This is a genomic window from Myxacorys sp., from assembly GCF_059501405.1.
The window spans coordinates 1-13,299 of sequence record NZ_JCACCM010000146.1 but is presented as its reverse complement, the minus strand read 5'-3'; the positions used below and the strand labels follow the sequence as shown (position 1 = coordinate 13,299).

Sequence of the window (13,299 nt, the reverse complement as noted above, 5' to 3'; positions counted from 1 at the left end):
TTGCTAGCGCCGATATTGTCGGGAAGGATTCATGTTTAATTGAGAACTTTGCAGATCCAGCAAAGCTTTGATGCCTATATGATAAATTTTTACACGTATCTCGGATCAATGCCTATTACTGGAAGCACTATTAAGCGATCGCCATACTGAGAGCAATAATCTCCCCGTTCGTTGTTAACCCTAACAGCATCTCTTGCTGTGGTTGAATACGCTGCCCTGTAATGGCACATTGCTCTTCTTGTTGAGAGACTGCCCTAAGCGTCGCCCGAATATCCGACATGGATAACAGTGGGGGATGAGAGGGCGGTGCGAAGCAGTTCCCCCTTCGGGGTAATCGCCTATCTTCAACCGAGTACGATTCTCGTTCCGAGAGGCTACGCCAACGCACCTCATCCGACACCATCTGCTGATCCACAAACTGCCAACGCACTTCTCGAATCAGGGTTTGATAGCCCTGTTCACCGGAAATCTCCCGCAATCGCTCCTTCAGTTCGGGTTCCAATCGAATACTCGTGACCTGCATTTCCGAAGTGCTGCCCCGCTTGCGTGTATCCATAACCGAACATCCTAAATTTCAATCAAGGGTGGACAACCTAATACTACAAGTGTAATATGTAGACATCCAGAATTGTAATACAAATACTACAGCCTTCCATGATACGCATCCTTCACGCCACCTTAGCCAGCGCCATGCAATGCCGACCTCAACACGGTCTAGGCAGAGCAGCGGTGCTGTTTGCGTTTGAGGGGACGTATTGGTTTAGCGGCGGTAAATCCGTCAGCGAAGGCATTGATAGCAAAATCGCCGGACGACTCAATCCGGATCAACCCACTAGCAGCGGGAGGTGCAGGGCAATCCTGACACCGACCTAGGGAAAGCCATATCCACTTCTCTCCCCCCGCTCCTGGTCATCAGAGGCGGGGGTTATTTTTTGAGGAGAAAACTCATGCAGACTGAGCAGCGACAGAAAATTCCCATAATTCAGAACCAGGTCGTAGTGTTTTCTAAGAACTACCTGCCCCTGGCACGGATCAACATTAAACGGGCGATCGTTCTACTGCTTACTGGACAGGCAGAGACTCTGGAGTTCAGCAGCACCCAGCAATGGGAAGTACGCTCTCCCAGTGTCGTACTACAAGTTCCTGACCACATTCGGTTGACGAGCGGCAATCCAGAGCGGCACTGGAAGCTTCCTCCAGTCAATCGTCGGGAAATCTTTCGCCGCGACAACCACACCTGTCAGTACTGTGGCAGCACTAAGCATTTGACGCTGGATCACGTGATTCCCCGCTCAAAAGGTGGAACCCATACCTGGGACAACGTGGTGACTGCGTGCGAGAAGTGCAATTCATGCAAAGGCGATCGCCTCCTGCATGAAACCCCAATGGTACTCAAAACCAAACCCAGAGCACCGATGCATCCCGCGATCGCCTTCGCCGAGCAATTTTGGAAAGAACAGCAGCCTATTGAACCCTGACCTCAAGCCAGAAAGGAGGCATGACCGATGTTGAAGCTGAACTACACCGACGTTGGGCTGTACATGGAACGGACCATGACCAACCCCGAACTGTTGATTGCCCAGCGAGTGCTTCTGGCGATGCGGTTAGGGCGATCGCTCCATATCGAACCAGGTCGTGCCTCCTTTCTGCTGCCTGCTGATATTCCCCAACTGAAAGTGCTGGAGATGGCACTGCATCAGAAGTGCGGCTCAGCAGTCACCCTCATTGCTGTAGATGAGGGGTTTGTCGAAGTTGGAATCAGCGGAAGCTGGATTGCCGAGGACAAGGACGCTCACGAAGGCATGTTCCTAACCGTGATGAGCGATCGCAATGAGTTCCTAATCTACAAGCTGTGGCGGATGAGTGAAGCCCGAATTTCCTCCCTAGCGTAGTGGGGAAACTCAGTAGGAGAGGGCAATACAGCCATTTCTTTCTCAATTGCCCTCCTACTTAAGAAAAAAAGTTGTAGTACGGGGTTGACAACTTGTAGCACGTTTGTAGTATAACTGTAGTATCAACACTACAACCTCTCACAAAGGCTCTGTAGCCACCCTTCTGAACCTAGACAATTGAATCGCCACCTTTGGGGGTGTAGCTTAGTCCGGCTCAAAGCAGTCGCCTGTCGAGCGAAAGATCGTGGGTTCAAATCCCATCTCCCCCGCCTTGTAGCATCGTGGACGAATAGAAAAGTCGCCGTGCCTCTCAAGCATGGAGAAGCGGGTGCAACTCCCGTCGATGCTCCCAATGAGGATGTAGCTCAGATGGACAGAGTGCTTGTTTCCGAGACAAGTGGTCACAGGTTCAAACCCTGTCATCCTCGCTCGTGGGAACGGATTGGCATCACTTGCTCCGAAACCAACAAACGGACGGTTGCAGGATTGGGGTTCAATTCCCCACGTTTCCACCAAATCTCCAGGTCGCCAAGTGGGAAGGCGTTGGTCTGCAAAACCAACTAGCGAGAGTTCGATTCTCTCCCTGGAGTCCAACTATTGCAGCGTAGCTTAATGGTAAAGCCCCAAGCTCATAACTTGGTCATTGCGGGTTCAATTCCCGCCGCTGCGACCAATGCACAGATGGTGTAACGGCAGCACAAGGGTCTCCAAAGCCTTTGGTCCGGGTTCAAATCCTGGTCTGTGCGTTCTACGGTGTGCCCTCATCTGAGAAGCCTACATACTGGTCACTCGCCTAATTAGCGAAGTAGGTTCGACTCCTACAGCCTCCGCCAACCGTGGAGGCTGAAAAAACAGCTTCTTAAACTTGCACGTTGTAGAAATCTCAAAGTTTGGTGCCGTAGGCAAATTGGTAAAGCCGTCGATCTTTCAAGTCGATGCTTGCGGGTTCAACTCCCGTCGGCACTGCCAAATTCAACATAGGTCGGCTCGCCTATCAGCGTGGGCAACTGTCTGTAAAACAGCCGCTTCTTGCGTTGCAGGTGCGACTCCTGCCCGACCTACCAATCTATGGAGAGTAAACCAATTAGGAAATTGGCGCTGTTTGCTAAACAGATGGATGAACAATTGTGGTTCGAGTCCACTGCTCTCCGCTGCGTGAGGACGTGGTGTAACTGAACAACATCTCAGATTACGAACCTGAAGAGTGGGGGTTTGAGTCCCTCCGTCCTCGCCAATTATGGAGGTTGTCCGGCACGGACGAGGAAAGCGTCTTGAAAACGCCTGCGGGTGAAATAGACCGTCAAGAGTTCGATTCTCTTAGCCTCCGCTTGTGGGAAGTTGGTGAAGCTGGTGCTCACGTGCCGCTGAAGACGGCGAGAAGGCAGTTCGATCCTGTCACTTCCCACTCATTGCCCCGTAGCTCAGTGGCAGTAGCGACCCCTTGCGGGTATCTGCGAAGCAGCGCGCCTGTTAAGCGAACGGTCGCAGGTTCAATCCCTGCCGGGGCAGCCATTTATTGCAGGATGGACGATTGGCAAGTCGCTCTGAATCTGAACCAGAGAGAGGTTGGTTCGACCCCAACTCCTGCATCCATTTCAATGCCCTGTGGTGAAACTGGCATCCACGTCGCTCTTTGAAAGCGAAGTTTCAGGTTCAAACCCTGGCGGGGCAGTTGGGAGGTAAACAGTCGCCTGGGTCAATCCCCTGTATTCCTCCCATTTCTCACTCCTGTAGCCCAATCGGCAGAGGCGGCTGTCTCAAAAACAGTCAGGTGCGGGTTCAAATCCCGCCAGGAGTACCAATTATGCTGCTGTAGCCCAATTGGAAGAGGTGCTGGTCTTAGAAACCAGAGGTTGTGGGTTCGACTCCCACTAGCAGTACCAATTATCCGGGTGTGGTGTAGCTTGGCTAGCACTCCTGTTTTGGGAACAGGCGGTCGTAGGTTCAAATCCTACCACTCGGACTTTGCCCTTGTGACGGAACTGGCAGACGTGCTGGCTTCAGAGACCAGATTTTGTGGGTTCGATTCCCACCAAGGGTACTGTGCTCCCGTGACGGAACTGGAAGACGTGCTAGGTCGAGAGCCTAGATGATGCAAGTTCAAATCCTGTCGGGAGTACCAAGCACCGAAGGCGGAAGTGGTGGACGCGCACGCCCGATAAGCGTGTTATTAGCAGGTTCGACTCCTGCTCGGTGTACCAAACTTTGGGTCGTTGGCAGAGCGGTTATGCAGCCGCCTTTTAAGCGGACTTATCCAGGTTCAACCCCTGGGCGACCCATGTTCAACCTTAAGTTGAGCAATTCATAAACGGGCTATTAGCTAAGTGGTAAAGCAGCCGCCTCTTAAGCGGAAGAGCGTAGGTTCAAATCCTACATAGCCCACCAAACCTACCCCTGTGACGCAACTGGCAGACGTAGCCCGCTTAAACCGGGATGGGTGCAGGTTCAAATCCTGTCAGGGGTATACGGAGATGGAGCAACAGTGGCTCGGAAGGTTCATACCCTTCAAATCAGTGAGTGCAATTCTCACCTCCGTCACCGAATGCTGGTGTGGCTCAACGGTAGAGCAACTGTCTTGTAAACAGTCGGTTGCAGGTTCAACTCCTGTCACCAGCCTCAGAATGTGGACATGGTGTAGCGGTAGCATGTGAGGCTTCCAACCTCTTGGTGTGGGTTCGAGTCCCACTGTCCATTCCAAACGCGATCGTGATGTAGCGGCGAGCATCTGAGTGCGCCACACTCAGCGCATGGGTTCGAATCCCATCGATCGCTCTCGTAGTCCTGTAGCTCAACGGCGGAGCATCTGTCTTACAAACAGAGGGTTGCAGGTTCAAATCCTGCCGGGACTACCAAACTGTGGGAGTGTCGCCTAATGGAAAGGGCATCGATCTTCTAAATCGATTTGTGTAGGTTCGATCCCTACCACTCCTGCCATTTGTTTAAGGCATTGCCACCTGGCAATCATGGGTCTGTAGCTTAACTGGGAAAGCGTCTGCCTTGCAAGCAGAAAGATGTCGGTTCAAATCCGACCAGAATCCACCAACCTTGGGTCTGTAGCTTAATGGCTAAAGCGTCTGGGGTTTGTGCCCAAATCTGTAGAGTTTACATACTTCCTCAATCATCGCTTAGATGGTCAAGTTGATATGTGCCTGTTTTGGTTGGAGGGTGGGAAGGCACAAAGTTCAATGAAACTCTACAAACTTGCACGAAACGAGCAAATAGCTCACCCGGAAAATATCGGTTCAATTCCGATCGGAATCCACCAAACTTGGGTCTGTAGCTCTAGTAGCAGAGCGCCTAAACCACCTTGTACCCCAATCTGCAAAGCTTACATACTAACTTCCTGTTAAGAAGCAAAAACAGCTTTGTGAACTTGTACGAGGGATGAGTGCAATTCTCATCAGGAGGCGACCGGTTCGACTCCGACCAGATCCACCAAATGGGACCATAGCCCAACTGGCTAGAGCGCCTGTCTTGCAAACAGGAGGTTAGGGGTTCAAGTCCCCTTGGCTCCACTGTGACTGAACCCGAAGTGGTGGAGGGGCTGGTCTGTGACACCAGTGTTAGCGAGTTCGACTCTCGTCAGTCACCCCAAATGGAAACTGCGGCTGAAGGTCAGCAACCTGCCTCGAAAACAGGCGTGCAGTGCATTCTGTAGAGGTTCGACTCCTCCAGTTTCCGCTCTTGGAAGTGCGGCTGTGTGGATGGCAACTGGCTTGGAAGACCAGAGGATAGTGTCACGCTATCAAGGTTTCTCCTAACGGAGACGCTCCGCGAACGACTCCTCCTCCTTCCGTTGTCTTATGGATAAGCAAGAGGTGATAGCAATGGTACATATTCGATTTGAAGGGCGCTCTTTAGACGTAACTGAAACCCAACTGGGCATTACCAGAGATATGAATGATGTGGCTGTGAAAGAACAAGTTTCAAGACATTTGGACGTTCATGCAAATCGGCTTTCTACTTATGTGGTCGATCGCCGTCCGAGTGGTGATCTGATCATTCGCCCTGAAGCCGTTTACGGTTAATCATTCAATTCCGCACCCTGACTTTTCCTAACTTGTGCGGAATGTCTAATCTTATTTTCACTTCGTGCCCTAACGGAAAAAGCTTACATACTAGCTCAGTGGTAGAGCACTTTCCTCATAAGAAAGGTGTCGCAGGTTCAAATCCTGCATATGAACAACAGCTTTTTCAACTTGCACGGAGTGATCCAATTCAATAAATCGGTGAGTGCATAAAACTCATTGGAGGTTGCCATGTCTGTCAAAACTTTAGAAATCTTGGAACAACTCAAATCATTAACACTGGGTGAAACGACTCAATTGGTGAAACAGATTGAAGCAACCTTCAATGTTGATGCTTCTACACCAACACTGATTCAGTTTAAGAAGCGGGATGACCAAGATGAGATTGAAATTGTTCAAACTGAGTTTGACGTAGTTCTGCAATCGGTTCCCGCAGACAAAAAGATTGCTCTTCTCAAAGTCGTTCGGGTACTAACCGGACTGGGATTGAAAGAGGCAAAAGCCTTTGTGGAATCTGTTCCCAAAGTAGTCCAGGCAGGACTGGACAAAGATGCGGCAGCAGCACTCAAACAACAGCTAGAGGACGCTGGAGCCATCGTTTTGATCACGTAGTTCACTTTATTTGGAAAAGGAATCATGTAACATGACACGCGCCACGTTTGAACTGACAAAACCCCACATCAACATTGGGACGATTGGTCACGTTGACCACGGCAAGACGACTCTGACAGCAGCCATTACAGCAACACTGGCAGCACTGAGTCAGGCGACACCAAAGGCATACAACGAGATCGATGCGGCGCCTGAAGAGCAGCAACGGGGCATCACCATCAACACGGCGCATGTCGAGTATGAGACCGAACAACGGCATTATGCTCACATTGATTGTCCTGGACATGCGGACTACGTGAAAAACATGATCACCGGAGCCGCTCAAATGGATGGGGCGATTCTGCTCGTTTCAGCAAACGATGGTTCCATGCCCCAAACTTGTGAACACATCCTTCTGGCACGACAGGTCGGTGTTCCTTACATTGTGGTCTTCATGAATAAGAAGGACATGGTAGAGGATGCTGAAATCCTGGAACTCGTGGAGTTAGAAGTGCGGGAACTGCTCACTGTCTATGGCTTTCCGGGTGATGAGATTCCGGTTGTGGCTGGATCTGCTCTCAAAGCATTGGAAGCCATGACTGCCAATCCCAAACTGCAACGGGGTGAGAATGAGTGGGTGGATGGTATCTATGCGCTCATGGATGCTGTGGATACTTACATTCCCACACCCGATCGCCCCATCGATCAGCCGTTTCTCATGAGTGTTGAAGATGTCTTCTCGATCATGGGACGGGGAACGGTTGCAACGGGCAAGATTGAGCGGGGTTGCATTCGTCCCAACGACAAAATTCAAATCGTGGGGATTAAAGCAACTCGCGACTCGATCGTGACTGACATTGAGATGTTCCAGAAATCTCTCAAAGAAGGAATTGCAGGTCTCAATGTAGGAGTTCTGCTGCGCGGTATCCAGAAGGATGATATTGAGCGAGGCATGGTACTGACAGCACCGGGTTCCATTACACCTCACACTCGCTTTGAGTCCGAGGTGTATGTGCTCAAAAAGCAAGAAGGAGGTCGCCATAAACCCTTCTTTCCTGGCTACAAACCACAGTTCTTTGTCCGCACAACTGATGTCACCGGAACCATTAGCACCATCACGGCTGATGATGGCAGCGCAATGGAAATGGTAATGCCAGGTGATCGGGTAAAGATGGCAGTTGAGCTCAAAGATGCGATCGCGATCGAGCAAGGAATGCGCTTTGCCATTCGTGAAGGAAGCCGCACCGTGGGTGCAGGTGTAGTTTCTCGCATCATTGCTTAGTCTCACCCAACCAAAGTGCTATCAGTAGTCATTTACATTGACGACTGATAGCACAAACCATCAATTTTTATTTGGCAGTTGTTGCCGCGCCCTGATCACAGAAGCTTACATACTCTCCACCAAACAGCGGTGCGTGTCTGGAGGGATACGCTGCAAGCCTGAGACCGATAGCAGGCAAAACTGAAGGTAGCCTATGCCTTCAGCCAAGCTTCTGTAACTTGCGCGGTGACTCTTCACCGTTGCGTGCAACATCTGCCTCCTCATCCACTAACTAGAGGAGGTTCCCATGAACAACACCGAACGCGATTTGCGGCTAGAAATGCTAAACAGCTTGCTCACCACCCCTCACCGCAAGCTAGAGCAAGTGGCAGAAATCCACAAATTGATCGTTGAACTTGACCCCATCTTTTACGGACACCTGGCAGTGTGGTATCAGCGCAATGGCGATGTGCGTGACCACAAGGAAGTGTTTGTCGCTCACTTGCTGACTAGCAATTTGACTGAGCACCGCGATGCTGGCTTCGTCATGCTGCAAGAGTTTCCACCTTATCAGGTAGCTCGCGTGGTGGACTTCATGAAGCAGCACCGCAACAAGTTACCTCGTTCCGCTCGGACTGCCGTGCAACGGTATCTGAAGGTGCGGGAAAGCAACCCTGCTCTGTTCGATCGCGCGGCTCTACGGGGACGCAAGGCAATGAAGCACTTGTATGCATCGTTGCACATTAAGCCTGACGAGCGAGCCAATGCCATTCTGTTCCGTGACCAGCCTCCTGTAGGGTCGCTGGCGGATGTGTTGAAGCAGCTTGCCAAGACTGGAAGTGCCGCAGAACAAGCACGGTTGATTGTCGAGTTTAAGTTGCCCTATGCGATCGCCATCGGCGCAATCAAGCAACTGACTCCAACAGTGCTGGTAGCGTTAATCAACAGCATGACTCCCCAGGAAGTGATCAACAACCTCAAGTCGTTGAAGGCAAGAGGGGCAATGGATCACCCAGAGGTCAAGGAATTGATCGATGGCAAACTGGATGAGGCATCGAAGAGTGCGCGGGTTGCAGCATTCAAAGCACAGATTGCAGCCGATGCAGCTGATCTCGATGAGGATACCCTTGCCCGGTTGGAGAAGGTAACAAACGAACAAGTGAAGCGGCGTGGTGTCATTACCCGTCCCACTGCGTTGCTTGTAGACAAGTCGGGTTCGATGGAGAATGCGATCGAGTTAGGGAAGCGACTCGCTGCCCTGATCTCTGGTATTACCCAGGCAGATCTGTTTGTCTACGCCTTCGACAATATTCCCTATTCTGTGACTGCACAGGGTAAGGAATTGACCGACTGGGAGCGGGCATTCCAGCACATCAAGGCAGGGGGAGGTACGAGCATTGGTGCGCCTCTGGAAGCGATGCGGAAGAAGCGTCAGATCGTAGACCAGATCATCGTCGTCACAGATGAGGGCGAAAATGCGGCTCCTTACTTCGGTGAGGTTTACAAGACCTACTGCCGGGAGTTGGCAACCATGCCCAATGTCGTAATCGTTCGTGTAGGTGGTTACTGCAACTGGTTGGAGAGCCAACTGAAGGGACAGCAGGCACCTGTAGAGACGTTCACCTTCGCGGGAGACTACTACAGCTTGCCGAACCTTGTACCGCTGTTAACGCGCCCTTCTCGTCTGGAACTGCTGATGGAGATTCTGGACATGCCTTTGCCTGTGCGGACGGACAAGTAGAAAGTTGGGACTGCCACATCTCTTTTGGGTGGGTAGTCCCCTTCCAATCAAGACTATTGGTGAGGAGGTGAAGACCCATGCCACAAATCTTTGAAGTCGGTGGCAAGGTTCGTGATGAACTGCTGGGCATCCAGAGCAAAGATGCCGATTTCTCGTTTGTTCTCACACATGAAGAGGCACAGGACAAAACGATTCATGAAGCATTCCAGTTCATGAAGGACTGGATGCTGGAGGCAGGGTTCAGGATCTTTCTGGAAACGGAGGATTGCTTAACGATTCGTGCCAAATTCCCGGCTCCTCATCAGACATTGGTCGCTGACTTTGTGTTGGCACGGCGGGAGGTGGAGTACTTACCGGGAACGCGAAAGCCAGTGGTTGTTCCGGGAACCCTGGAAGATGATTTGCAGCGGCGAGACTTTACGGTGAATGCTCTGGCAAAGTCTGAAACGGGAGAACTGATTGACCTGTTCAATGGGAGGGCAGACTTAGAAGCAAAAATGCTGAGAACTCCGTTGCCACCAATGGTAACGCTGGCAGATGACCCACTTCGGGCATTACGAGCCGTGCGCTTTGCCGTCAAGCTGGGCTTTCGCTTAGCACCTGATCTAGAAGAAGCCTTGCATAATCCAGATTTGCCTGACCTCATGGCAACGGTAAGTACCGATCGCGTGCGAGAGGAGTTAGCCAAAGCCATGAAGGTCAACACCTGGGATATGCTCAAGCTGCTGAATCGTCTTCCAGAACCGCTGGTGAAGAACTGGCTAGAGCGACCAGGGATGTGGCTGATGCCCACTACTCGGCATTAAAACTGTAGGGCAGGAAATCCTTGCCCTACAACCTTTTCAAACTCATGCCATGAAGCTATTAACAACCTCTTACGTAACCCAGACCACTCAACTGCCCCAAACCGGACGGCATATTGTCGCGCAATACGACGAAACTTCGGTGGTGGTCTATCAGGCATATCGTCCTGCGATCGCTCACTTTGCAGTAGAACACGGTTACTTTGGTGGAGAGTTTAGCTTCAGTCGCATGAGTTGGATTAAGCCCAACTTTCTGTGGATGATGTACCGTTCGGGTTGGGGCACGAAAGCTGAACAGGAAGTGACGCTGGCAATTCGGATTCAGCGATCGGCATTCGACACGATCCTGGCGAATGCTGTTCATTCCAGTTTTGTTCCAGAAGTCTACACCAGTGAAGTACAGTGGCGACAAGCTGTTGCCCAGTCTTCCGTTCGCTTGCAATGGGACCCGGATCATCATCCGTCGGGCGCTAAGTTGGAACGGCGCGCCATTCAATTAGGGTTACGCGGGGATGTGCTTGCCCAATATGCTCGTGACTGGATTGTTGACATTGAAGATATTTCTGACTTTGTTCAGCACCAGTATCAGGTGGTGCGATCGCACGATTGGGCACAACTGCTTGTTCCCAGTGAGGCAGTTTATCCAGTGGCTAATCCAGCGATTGCTCAACGTTTACAACTGTCTATTCCCTAAAAAATATGAAACTGTATCGCCCGGTTGGGGCTAAAGAACTGGAGTTAATTGCACAAGCTAACTTTCGAGCATTTCCTCCCCGGTTGCCGGAACAACCGATTTTTTATCCCGTGCTCAACTTCGAGTATGCAGCGCAAATTGCAGCAAAATGGAACACGCAAGAGCGAAGCTTTGCAGGTTTTGTAACTCAATTTGAGATTCAGGATGAGTATGTTCAGCGATTCGAGGTGCAAACGGTAGGTGGACAGATTTACAAGGAATTGTGGGTGCCTGCCAATGAATTAGAGGAATTCAACCACCATATTGTGGGTGAAATTACTGTTGAGGCAGCGTATTACGGAAAGAGATTCAAAGGCGAGATCGATCCTGAAACTAATTTACCAAAAGGAATCCAAGCGGTAACGCGGCAAATTTATTGGGTTGAATCACCTTGATCGGGTTGCTTATTTGGAGGTGAGCGTCATGAGCGACATGAAAAAAGCGTATGAAGTAGCAGCGATCGCCGTTCGTCAGCGCCTTGCCGAGCAGCGTCCTGAAGACCTGCAAGTATTAAACAAGCTGAGAAAACAGGATGTCGCTGTATATGCAGGGAGTTTCGATCGCGTTGAGGATATCCTTGCGTGTCTGAAAGTTCCCTGCGAGATGAATCCAGATGCCAAGGAACTGGATGCTCAAATCATCTTTGTCAACTGCTCCAGTAGCTACGACAAAGCACTGATTGAACATCTTAGCCAACGGGTGAATGAAGGCAAGTGGCTGGTCAGTTCTGACTGGGCACTGGGACGATTCATCGAACCCGCGTTTCCCGGCATGGTCAAGTTTACCGGACGGGCAACCGGAGATGAGGTGATTTCTGTAGAGCCAAGTCTAAACAGCCTGTGGTCTGATGTGGTGGTACTGGGAGCCGATCCGCAGTGGTGGTTGGAGGGCAGCAGTCATCCGATCGCCATTCTCAATCCTGACAAGGTAGCGATCGAGGCAGCAAGTCATGACTTGCTATCACGACACAGTGCGCCTGTGGTTGCCGTTAGTTTTGATTGGGGTAAGGGACACGTCTTCCATGTCATCAGTCACTTCTGGTGTAAGCGTAGTCGCACCCCCACTCAACGGCATCAGGGTCCCTGTACCGACTTCCTGAAGGCGGGTATGAAGCTGAGCGATGACGGGATTGATAAAGTGTTAGCGATCGCCCAAATCACAGCAGACACCCTCAATTTTGCTCATCTACAGAGTGTCGTCACCTCCACCGAGTTGATTGCCCAACTGTGTATTCGAGCCGCCCGTGCGGTTCCTGTCAAGTCGAGATCAGGAATCTTTGCCTGGTAAGCGGTAGCATTCAATGATCTCCTGCGTGCCCTAACCTGTAGAGCCTACATACGAGTACGAGAGGAAACGTGCCACTGCAAGCAGTGGGCGCTTGAGAACGGGGAGGGCAAAGAACCTGGAAGGTGGGCTTAAAAGTAGCCATCCTTGAAAGAGTGTGTAACAACTCACCAGCGGAGCGCCTCAAGTAACTGAGAAAGCGCAATGCTCTCAAAACTTGCACGCAGGAGATCGATTGAAGTGGAGGAACGGTATGGACAAGACACGGCAGATCAAAATTAGCAAATACCTCAGCAAACATCTGCGACACGCACCAGAGCGGCTTGGACTGACTCTGGCGATCGGGGGTTGGGTGAACGTCGATGATCTGTTATCTGCTTGTGCTGCCCATCAATTTCCCGTCACTCGTGCTGAGTTAGAAGAAGTCATCGCCACCAGCGATAAACAGCGATTTTCATTCGATGAAACCAAGACTCGGATTCGAGCCAATCAAGGACATAGCGTTGACGTTGATCTAGAACTACAGCCGCAAATTCCACCGGATGTGCTGTATCACGGAACAGGTGAACAATCGGTGCCTGCAATTCTACAATCAGGGTTACTCAAGATGTCACGGCATCATGTGCATTTGTCTAAAGATGTAGAAACGGCTCGCAAAGTCGGAATGCGGCATGGTCGTCCGGTAATTTTTGCGATCGCTGCGACTGCAATGCAGCAAGCCGGGTTTACTTTCTACTGTTCTGATAACGGTGTTTGGCTGGTTGATCAGGTGCCACCCCAGTACTTGAAGATCCTGAGTCTTGAGTGCTAAGGAGATAAACCATGCAATTACGTCGATTTGATAGCCTTCAAGAATTCTGCGATCGCGCTCAGGATTATCTACTCCAGTACGAGGCGGAGCACAATCTGTTACCTGCTTGACTGACAAAACTAAGAAGCTGGAAAGCTAGTGAGGACGGTGAATTC

13 protein-coding genes and 30 tRNA genes are annotated in these 13,299 nt (G+C 51.0%); 42 read left to right on the top strand and 1 reads right to left on the bottom strand.

The window, feature by feature from the left end; translation table 11 throughout:
• Window positions 1–130: 130 nt before the first annotated feature.
• Window positions 131–556 (bottom strand): hypothetical protein, encoded by a 426-nt coding sequence (locus AC5I6P_RS20005; RefSeq protein WP_495695516.1) that lies wholly within the window; start codon window positions 554–556, stop codon window positions 131–133.
• 98 nt (window positions 557–654) lie between these two features.
• Between AC5I6P_RS20005 and AC5I6P_RS20000 the strand changes: the two genes are divergently transcribed.
• The 42 genes from AC5I6P_RS20000 to AC5I6P_RS19795 all read left to right on the top strand — a co-directional run bounded on the left by AC5I6P_RS20000 (window position 655) and on the right by AC5I6P_RS19795 (window position 13,144).
• On the top strand, window positions 655–873 hold the full coding sequence (locus tag AC5I6P_RS20000; protein WP_495695515.1) for a hypothetical protein: 219 nt from the start codon (window positions 655–657) through the stop codon (window positions 871–873).
• A gap of 74 nt (window positions 874–947) precedes the next feature.
• A complete protein-coding gene (locus AC5I6P_RS19995) occupies window positions 948–1,478 on the top strand; it encodes an HNH endonuclease (RefSeq protein WP_495695514.1) in 531 nt (176 codons plus the stop codon).
• A gap of 27 nt (window positions 1,479–1,505) precedes the next feature.
• On the top strand, window positions 1,506–1,892 hold the full coding sequence (locus AC5I6P_RS19990; protein WP_495695513.1) for an alr0857 family protein: 387 nt from the start codon (window positions 1,506–1,508) through the stop codon (window positions 1,890–1,892).
• Window positions 1,893–2,085: 193 nt separating this feature from the next.
• Window positions 2,086–2,161 (top strand) — tRNA-Asp (locus AC5I6P_RS19985).
• 6 nt (window positions 2,162–2,167) lie between these two features.
• Window positions 2,168–2,244: transfer RNA gene (locus tag AC5I6P_RS19980), tRNA-Glu, on the top strand.
• A 2-nt stretch (window positions 2,245–2,246) separates the two neighbouring features.
• Window positions 2,247–2,320, top strand: a tRNA-Arg gene (locus AC5I6P_RS19975).
• A 90-nt stretch (window positions 2,321–2,410) separates the two neighbouring features.
• Window positions 2,411–2,485, top strand: a tRNA-Cys gene (locus AC5I6P_RS19970).
• Between the two features lie 5 nt (window positions 2,486–2,490).
• Window positions 2,491–2,565, top strand: a tRNA-Ile gene (locus AC5I6P_RS19965).
• A 2-nt stretch (window positions 2,566–2,567) separates the two neighbouring features.
• Window positions 2,568–2,638, top strand: a tRNA-Trp gene (locus AC5I6P_RS19960).
• Between the two features lie 146 nt (window positions 2,639–2,784).
• Window positions 2,785–2,861, top strand: a tRNA-Glu gene (locus AC5I6P_RS19955).
• A 10-nt stretch (window positions 2,862–2,871) separates the two neighbouring features.
• Window positions 2,872–2,956 (top strand) — tRNA-Tyr (locus tag AC5I6P_RS19950).
• Between the two features lie 93 nt (window positions 2,957–3,049).
• Window positions 3,050–3,126: transfer RNA gene (locus AC5I6P_RS19945), tRNA-Arg, on the top strand.
• Between the two features lie 98 nt (window positions 3,127–3,224).
• Window positions 3,225–3,297 (top strand) — tRNA-Phe (locus tag AC5I6P_RS19940).
• Window positions 3,298–3,302: 5 nt separating this feature from the next.
• Window positions 3,303–3,404: transfer RNA gene (locus AC5I6P_RS19935), tRNA-Asn, on the top strand.
• Window positions 3,405–3,409: 5 nt separating this feature from the next.
• Window positions 3,410–3,485 (top strand) — tRNA-Gln (locus AC5I6P_RS19930).
• 6 nt (window positions 3,486–3,491) lie between these two features.
• A tRNA-Gln gene (locus tag AC5I6P_RS19925) sits at window positions 3,492–3,564 on the top strand.
• A 52-nt stretch (window positions 3,565–3,616) separates the two neighbouring features.
• Window positions 3,617–3,693, top strand: a tRNA-Leu gene (locus tag AC5I6P_RS19920).
• A gap of 5 nt (window positions 3,694–3,698) precedes the next feature.
• A tRNA-Leu gene (locus tag AC5I6P_RS19915) sits at window positions 3,699–3,775 on the top strand.
• Window positions 3,776–3,780: 5 nt separating this feature from the next.
• Window positions 3,781–3,855, top strand: a tRNA-Pro gene (locus tag AC5I6P_RS19910).
• A 4-nt stretch (window positions 3,856–3,859) separates the two neighbouring features.
• Window positions 3,860–3,933 (top strand) — tRNA-Leu (locus AC5I6P_RS19905).
• 4 nt (window positions 3,934–3,937) lie between these two features.
• A tRNA-Leu gene (locus AC5I6P_RS19900) sits at window positions 3,938–4,014 on the top strand.
• 1 nt (window position 4,015) lies between these two features.
• A tRNA-Ile gene (locus tag AC5I6P_RS19895) sits at window positions 4,016–4,093 on the top strand.
• Between the two features lie 6 nt (window positions 4,094–4,099).
• Window positions 4,100–4,171 (top strand) — tRNA-Lys (locus tag AC5I6P_RS19890).
• A 31-nt stretch (window positions 4,172–4,202) separates the two neighbouring features.
• Window positions 4,203–4,277, top strand: a tRNA-Lys gene (locus AC5I6P_RS19885).
• 5 nt (window positions 4,278–4,282) lie between these two features.
• Window positions 4,283–4,356: transfer RNA gene (locus tag AC5I6P_RS19880), tRNA-Leu, on the top strand.
• A gap of 80 nt (window positions 4,357–4,436) precedes the next feature.
• Window positions 4,437–4,508: transfer RNA gene (locus AC5I6P_RS19875), tRNA-Thr, on the top strand.
• A gap of 7 nt (window positions 4,509–4,515) precedes the next feature.
• Window positions 4,516–4,589, top strand: a tRNA-Gly gene (locus AC5I6P_RS19870).
• Window positions 4,590–4,669: 80 nt separating this feature from the next.
• A tRNA-Val gene (locus tag AC5I6P_RS19865) sits at window positions 4,670–4,744 on the top strand.
• A 6-nt stretch (window positions 4,745–4,750) separates the two neighbouring features.
• Window positions 4,751–4,826, top strand: a tRNA-Arg gene (locus tag AC5I6P_RS19860).
• Between the two features lie 31 nt (window positions 4,827–4,857).
• Window positions 4,858–4,934: transfer RNA gene (locus AC5I6P_RS19855), tRNA-Ala, on the top strand.
• Window positions 4,935–5,333: 399 nt separating this feature from the next.
• Window positions 5,334–5,407, top strand: a tRNA-Ala gene (locus AC5I6P_RS19850).
• Between the two features lie 2 nt (window positions 5,408–5,409).
• Window positions 5,410–5,486 (top strand) — tRNA-His (locus AC5I6P_RS19845).
• A 233-nt stretch (window positions 5,487–5,719) separates the two neighbouring features.
• Window positions 5,720–5,920, top strand: a complete 201-nt coding sequence (locus AC5I6P_RS19840) for a hypothetical protein (RefSeq protein ID WP_495695512.1) — start codon at window positions 5,720–5,722, stop codon at window positions 5,918–5,920.
• An 86-nt stretch (window positions 5,921–6,006) separates the two neighbouring features.
• Window positions 6,007–6,074: transfer RNA gene (locus AC5I6P_RS19835), tRNA-Met, on the top strand.
• Window positions 6,075–6,151: 77 nt separating this feature from the next.
• Complete coding sequence (gene rplL / locus AC5I6P_RS19830; RefSeq protein WP_495695511.1) at window positions 6,152–6,532, top strand: 50S ribosomal protein L7/L12; 381 nt, start codon at window positions 6,152–6,154, stop codon at window positions 6,530–6,532.
• A gap of 31 nt (window positions 6,533–6,563) precedes the next feature.
• Window positions 6,564–7,793, top strand: a complete 1,230-nt coding sequence (tuf, locus tag AC5I6P_RS19825; protein WP_495695510.1) for an elongation factor Tu — start codon at window positions 6,564–6,566, stop codon at window positions 7,791–7,793.
• 286 nt (window positions 7,794–8,079) lie between these two features.
• On the top strand, window positions 8,080–9,513 hold the full coding sequence (locus AC5I6P_RS19820) for a vWA domain-containing protein (RefSeq protein WP_495695509.1): 1,434 nt from the start codon (window positions 8,080–8,082) through the stop codon (window positions 9,511–9,513).
• Between the two features lie 77 nt (window positions 9,514–9,590).
• Window positions 9,591–10,319: a tRNA nucleotidyltransferase/poly(A) polymerase family protein gene (locus tag AC5I6P_RS19815; protein WP_495695508.1), complete on the top strand. Its 729-nt coding sequence runs from the start codon at window positions 9,591–9,593 to the stop codon at window positions 10,317–10,319.
• A gap of 49 nt (window positions 10,320–10,368) precedes the next feature.
• Complete coding sequence (locus tag AC5I6P_RS19810; protein WP_495695507.1) at window positions 10,369–11,010, top strand: DUF4291 domain-containing protein; 642 nt, start codon at window positions 10,369–10,371, stop codon at window positions 11,008–11,010.
• A gap of 5 nt (window positions 11,011–11,015) precedes the next feature.
• Window positions 11,016–11,444 carry a hypothetical protein gene (locus AC5I6P_RS19805; protein ID WP_495695506.1) on the top strand — a complete coding sequence of 143 codons (429 nt, stop codon included), beginning with the start codon at window positions 11,016–11,018 and terminating at the stop codon, window positions 11,442–11,444.
• A 28-nt stretch (window positions 11,445–11,472) separates the two neighbouring features.
• Entirely contained in the window at window positions 11,473–12,336 is an 864-nt protein-coding gene (locus AC5I6P_RS19800) for a hypothetical protein (RefSeq protein ID WP_495695505.1), read from the top strand.
• Between the two features lie 250 nt (window positions 12,337–12,586).
• Window positions 12,587–13,144, top strand: coding sequence for an RNA 2'-phosphotransferase (locus AC5I6P_RS19795; RefSeq protein ID WP_495695504.1), 558 nt, complete (start codon window positions 12,587–12,589; stop codon window positions 13,142–13,144).
• Window positions 13,145–13,299: the final 155 nt, after the last annotated feature.

Coding starts and splice junctions, on each gene's coding strand:
- AC5I6P_RS20005 (WP_495695516.1), bottom strand. CDS start 556: ATGGATACACGCAAGCGGGGCAGCACTTCGGAAATGCAGGTCACGAGT.
- AC5I6P_RS20000 (WP_495695515.1), top strand. CDS start 655: ATGATACGCATCCTTCACGCCACCTTAGCCAGCGCCATGCAATGCCGA.
- AC5I6P_RS19995 (WP_495695514.1), top strand. CDS start 948: ATGCAGACTGAGCAGCGACAGAAAATTCCCATAATTCAGAACCAGGTC.
- AC5I6P_RS19990 (WP_495695513.1), top strand. CDS start 1,506: ATGTTGAAGCTGAACTACACCGACGTTGGGCTGTACATGGAACGGACC.
- AC5I6P_RS19840 (WP_495695512.1), top strand. CDS start 5,720: ATGGTACATATTCGATTTGAAGGGCGCTCTTTAGACGTAACTGAAACC.
- rplL (WP_495695511.1), top strand. CDS start 6,152: ATGTCTGTCAAAACTTTAGAAATCTTGGAACAACTCAAATCATTAACA.
- tuf (WP_495695510.1), top strand. CDS start 6,564: ATGACACGCGCCACGTTTGAACTGACAAAACCCCACATCAACATTGGG.
- AC5I6P_RS19820 (WP_495695509.1), top strand. CDS start 8,080: ATGAACAACACCGAACGCGATTTGCGGCTAGAAATGCTAAACAGCTTG.
- AC5I6P_RS19815 (WP_495695508.1), top strand. CDS start 9,591: ATGCCACAAATCTTTGAAGTCGGTGGCAAGGTTCGTGATGAACTGCTG.
- AC5I6P_RS19810 (WP_495695507.1), top strand. CDS start 10,369: ATGAAGCTATTAACAACCTCTTACGTAACCCAGACCACTCAACTGCCC.
- AC5I6P_RS19805 (WP_495695506.1), top strand. CDS start 11,016: ATGAAACTGTATCGCCCGGTTGGGGCTAAAGAACTGGAGTTAATTGCA.
- AC5I6P_RS19800 (WP_495695505.1), top strand. CDS start 11,473: ATGAGCGACATGAAAAAAGCGTATGAAGTAGCAGCGATCGCCGTTCGT.
- AC5I6P_RS19795 (WP_495695504.1), top strand. CDS start 12,587: ATGGACAAGACACGGCAGATCAAAATTAGCAAATACCTCAGCAAACAT.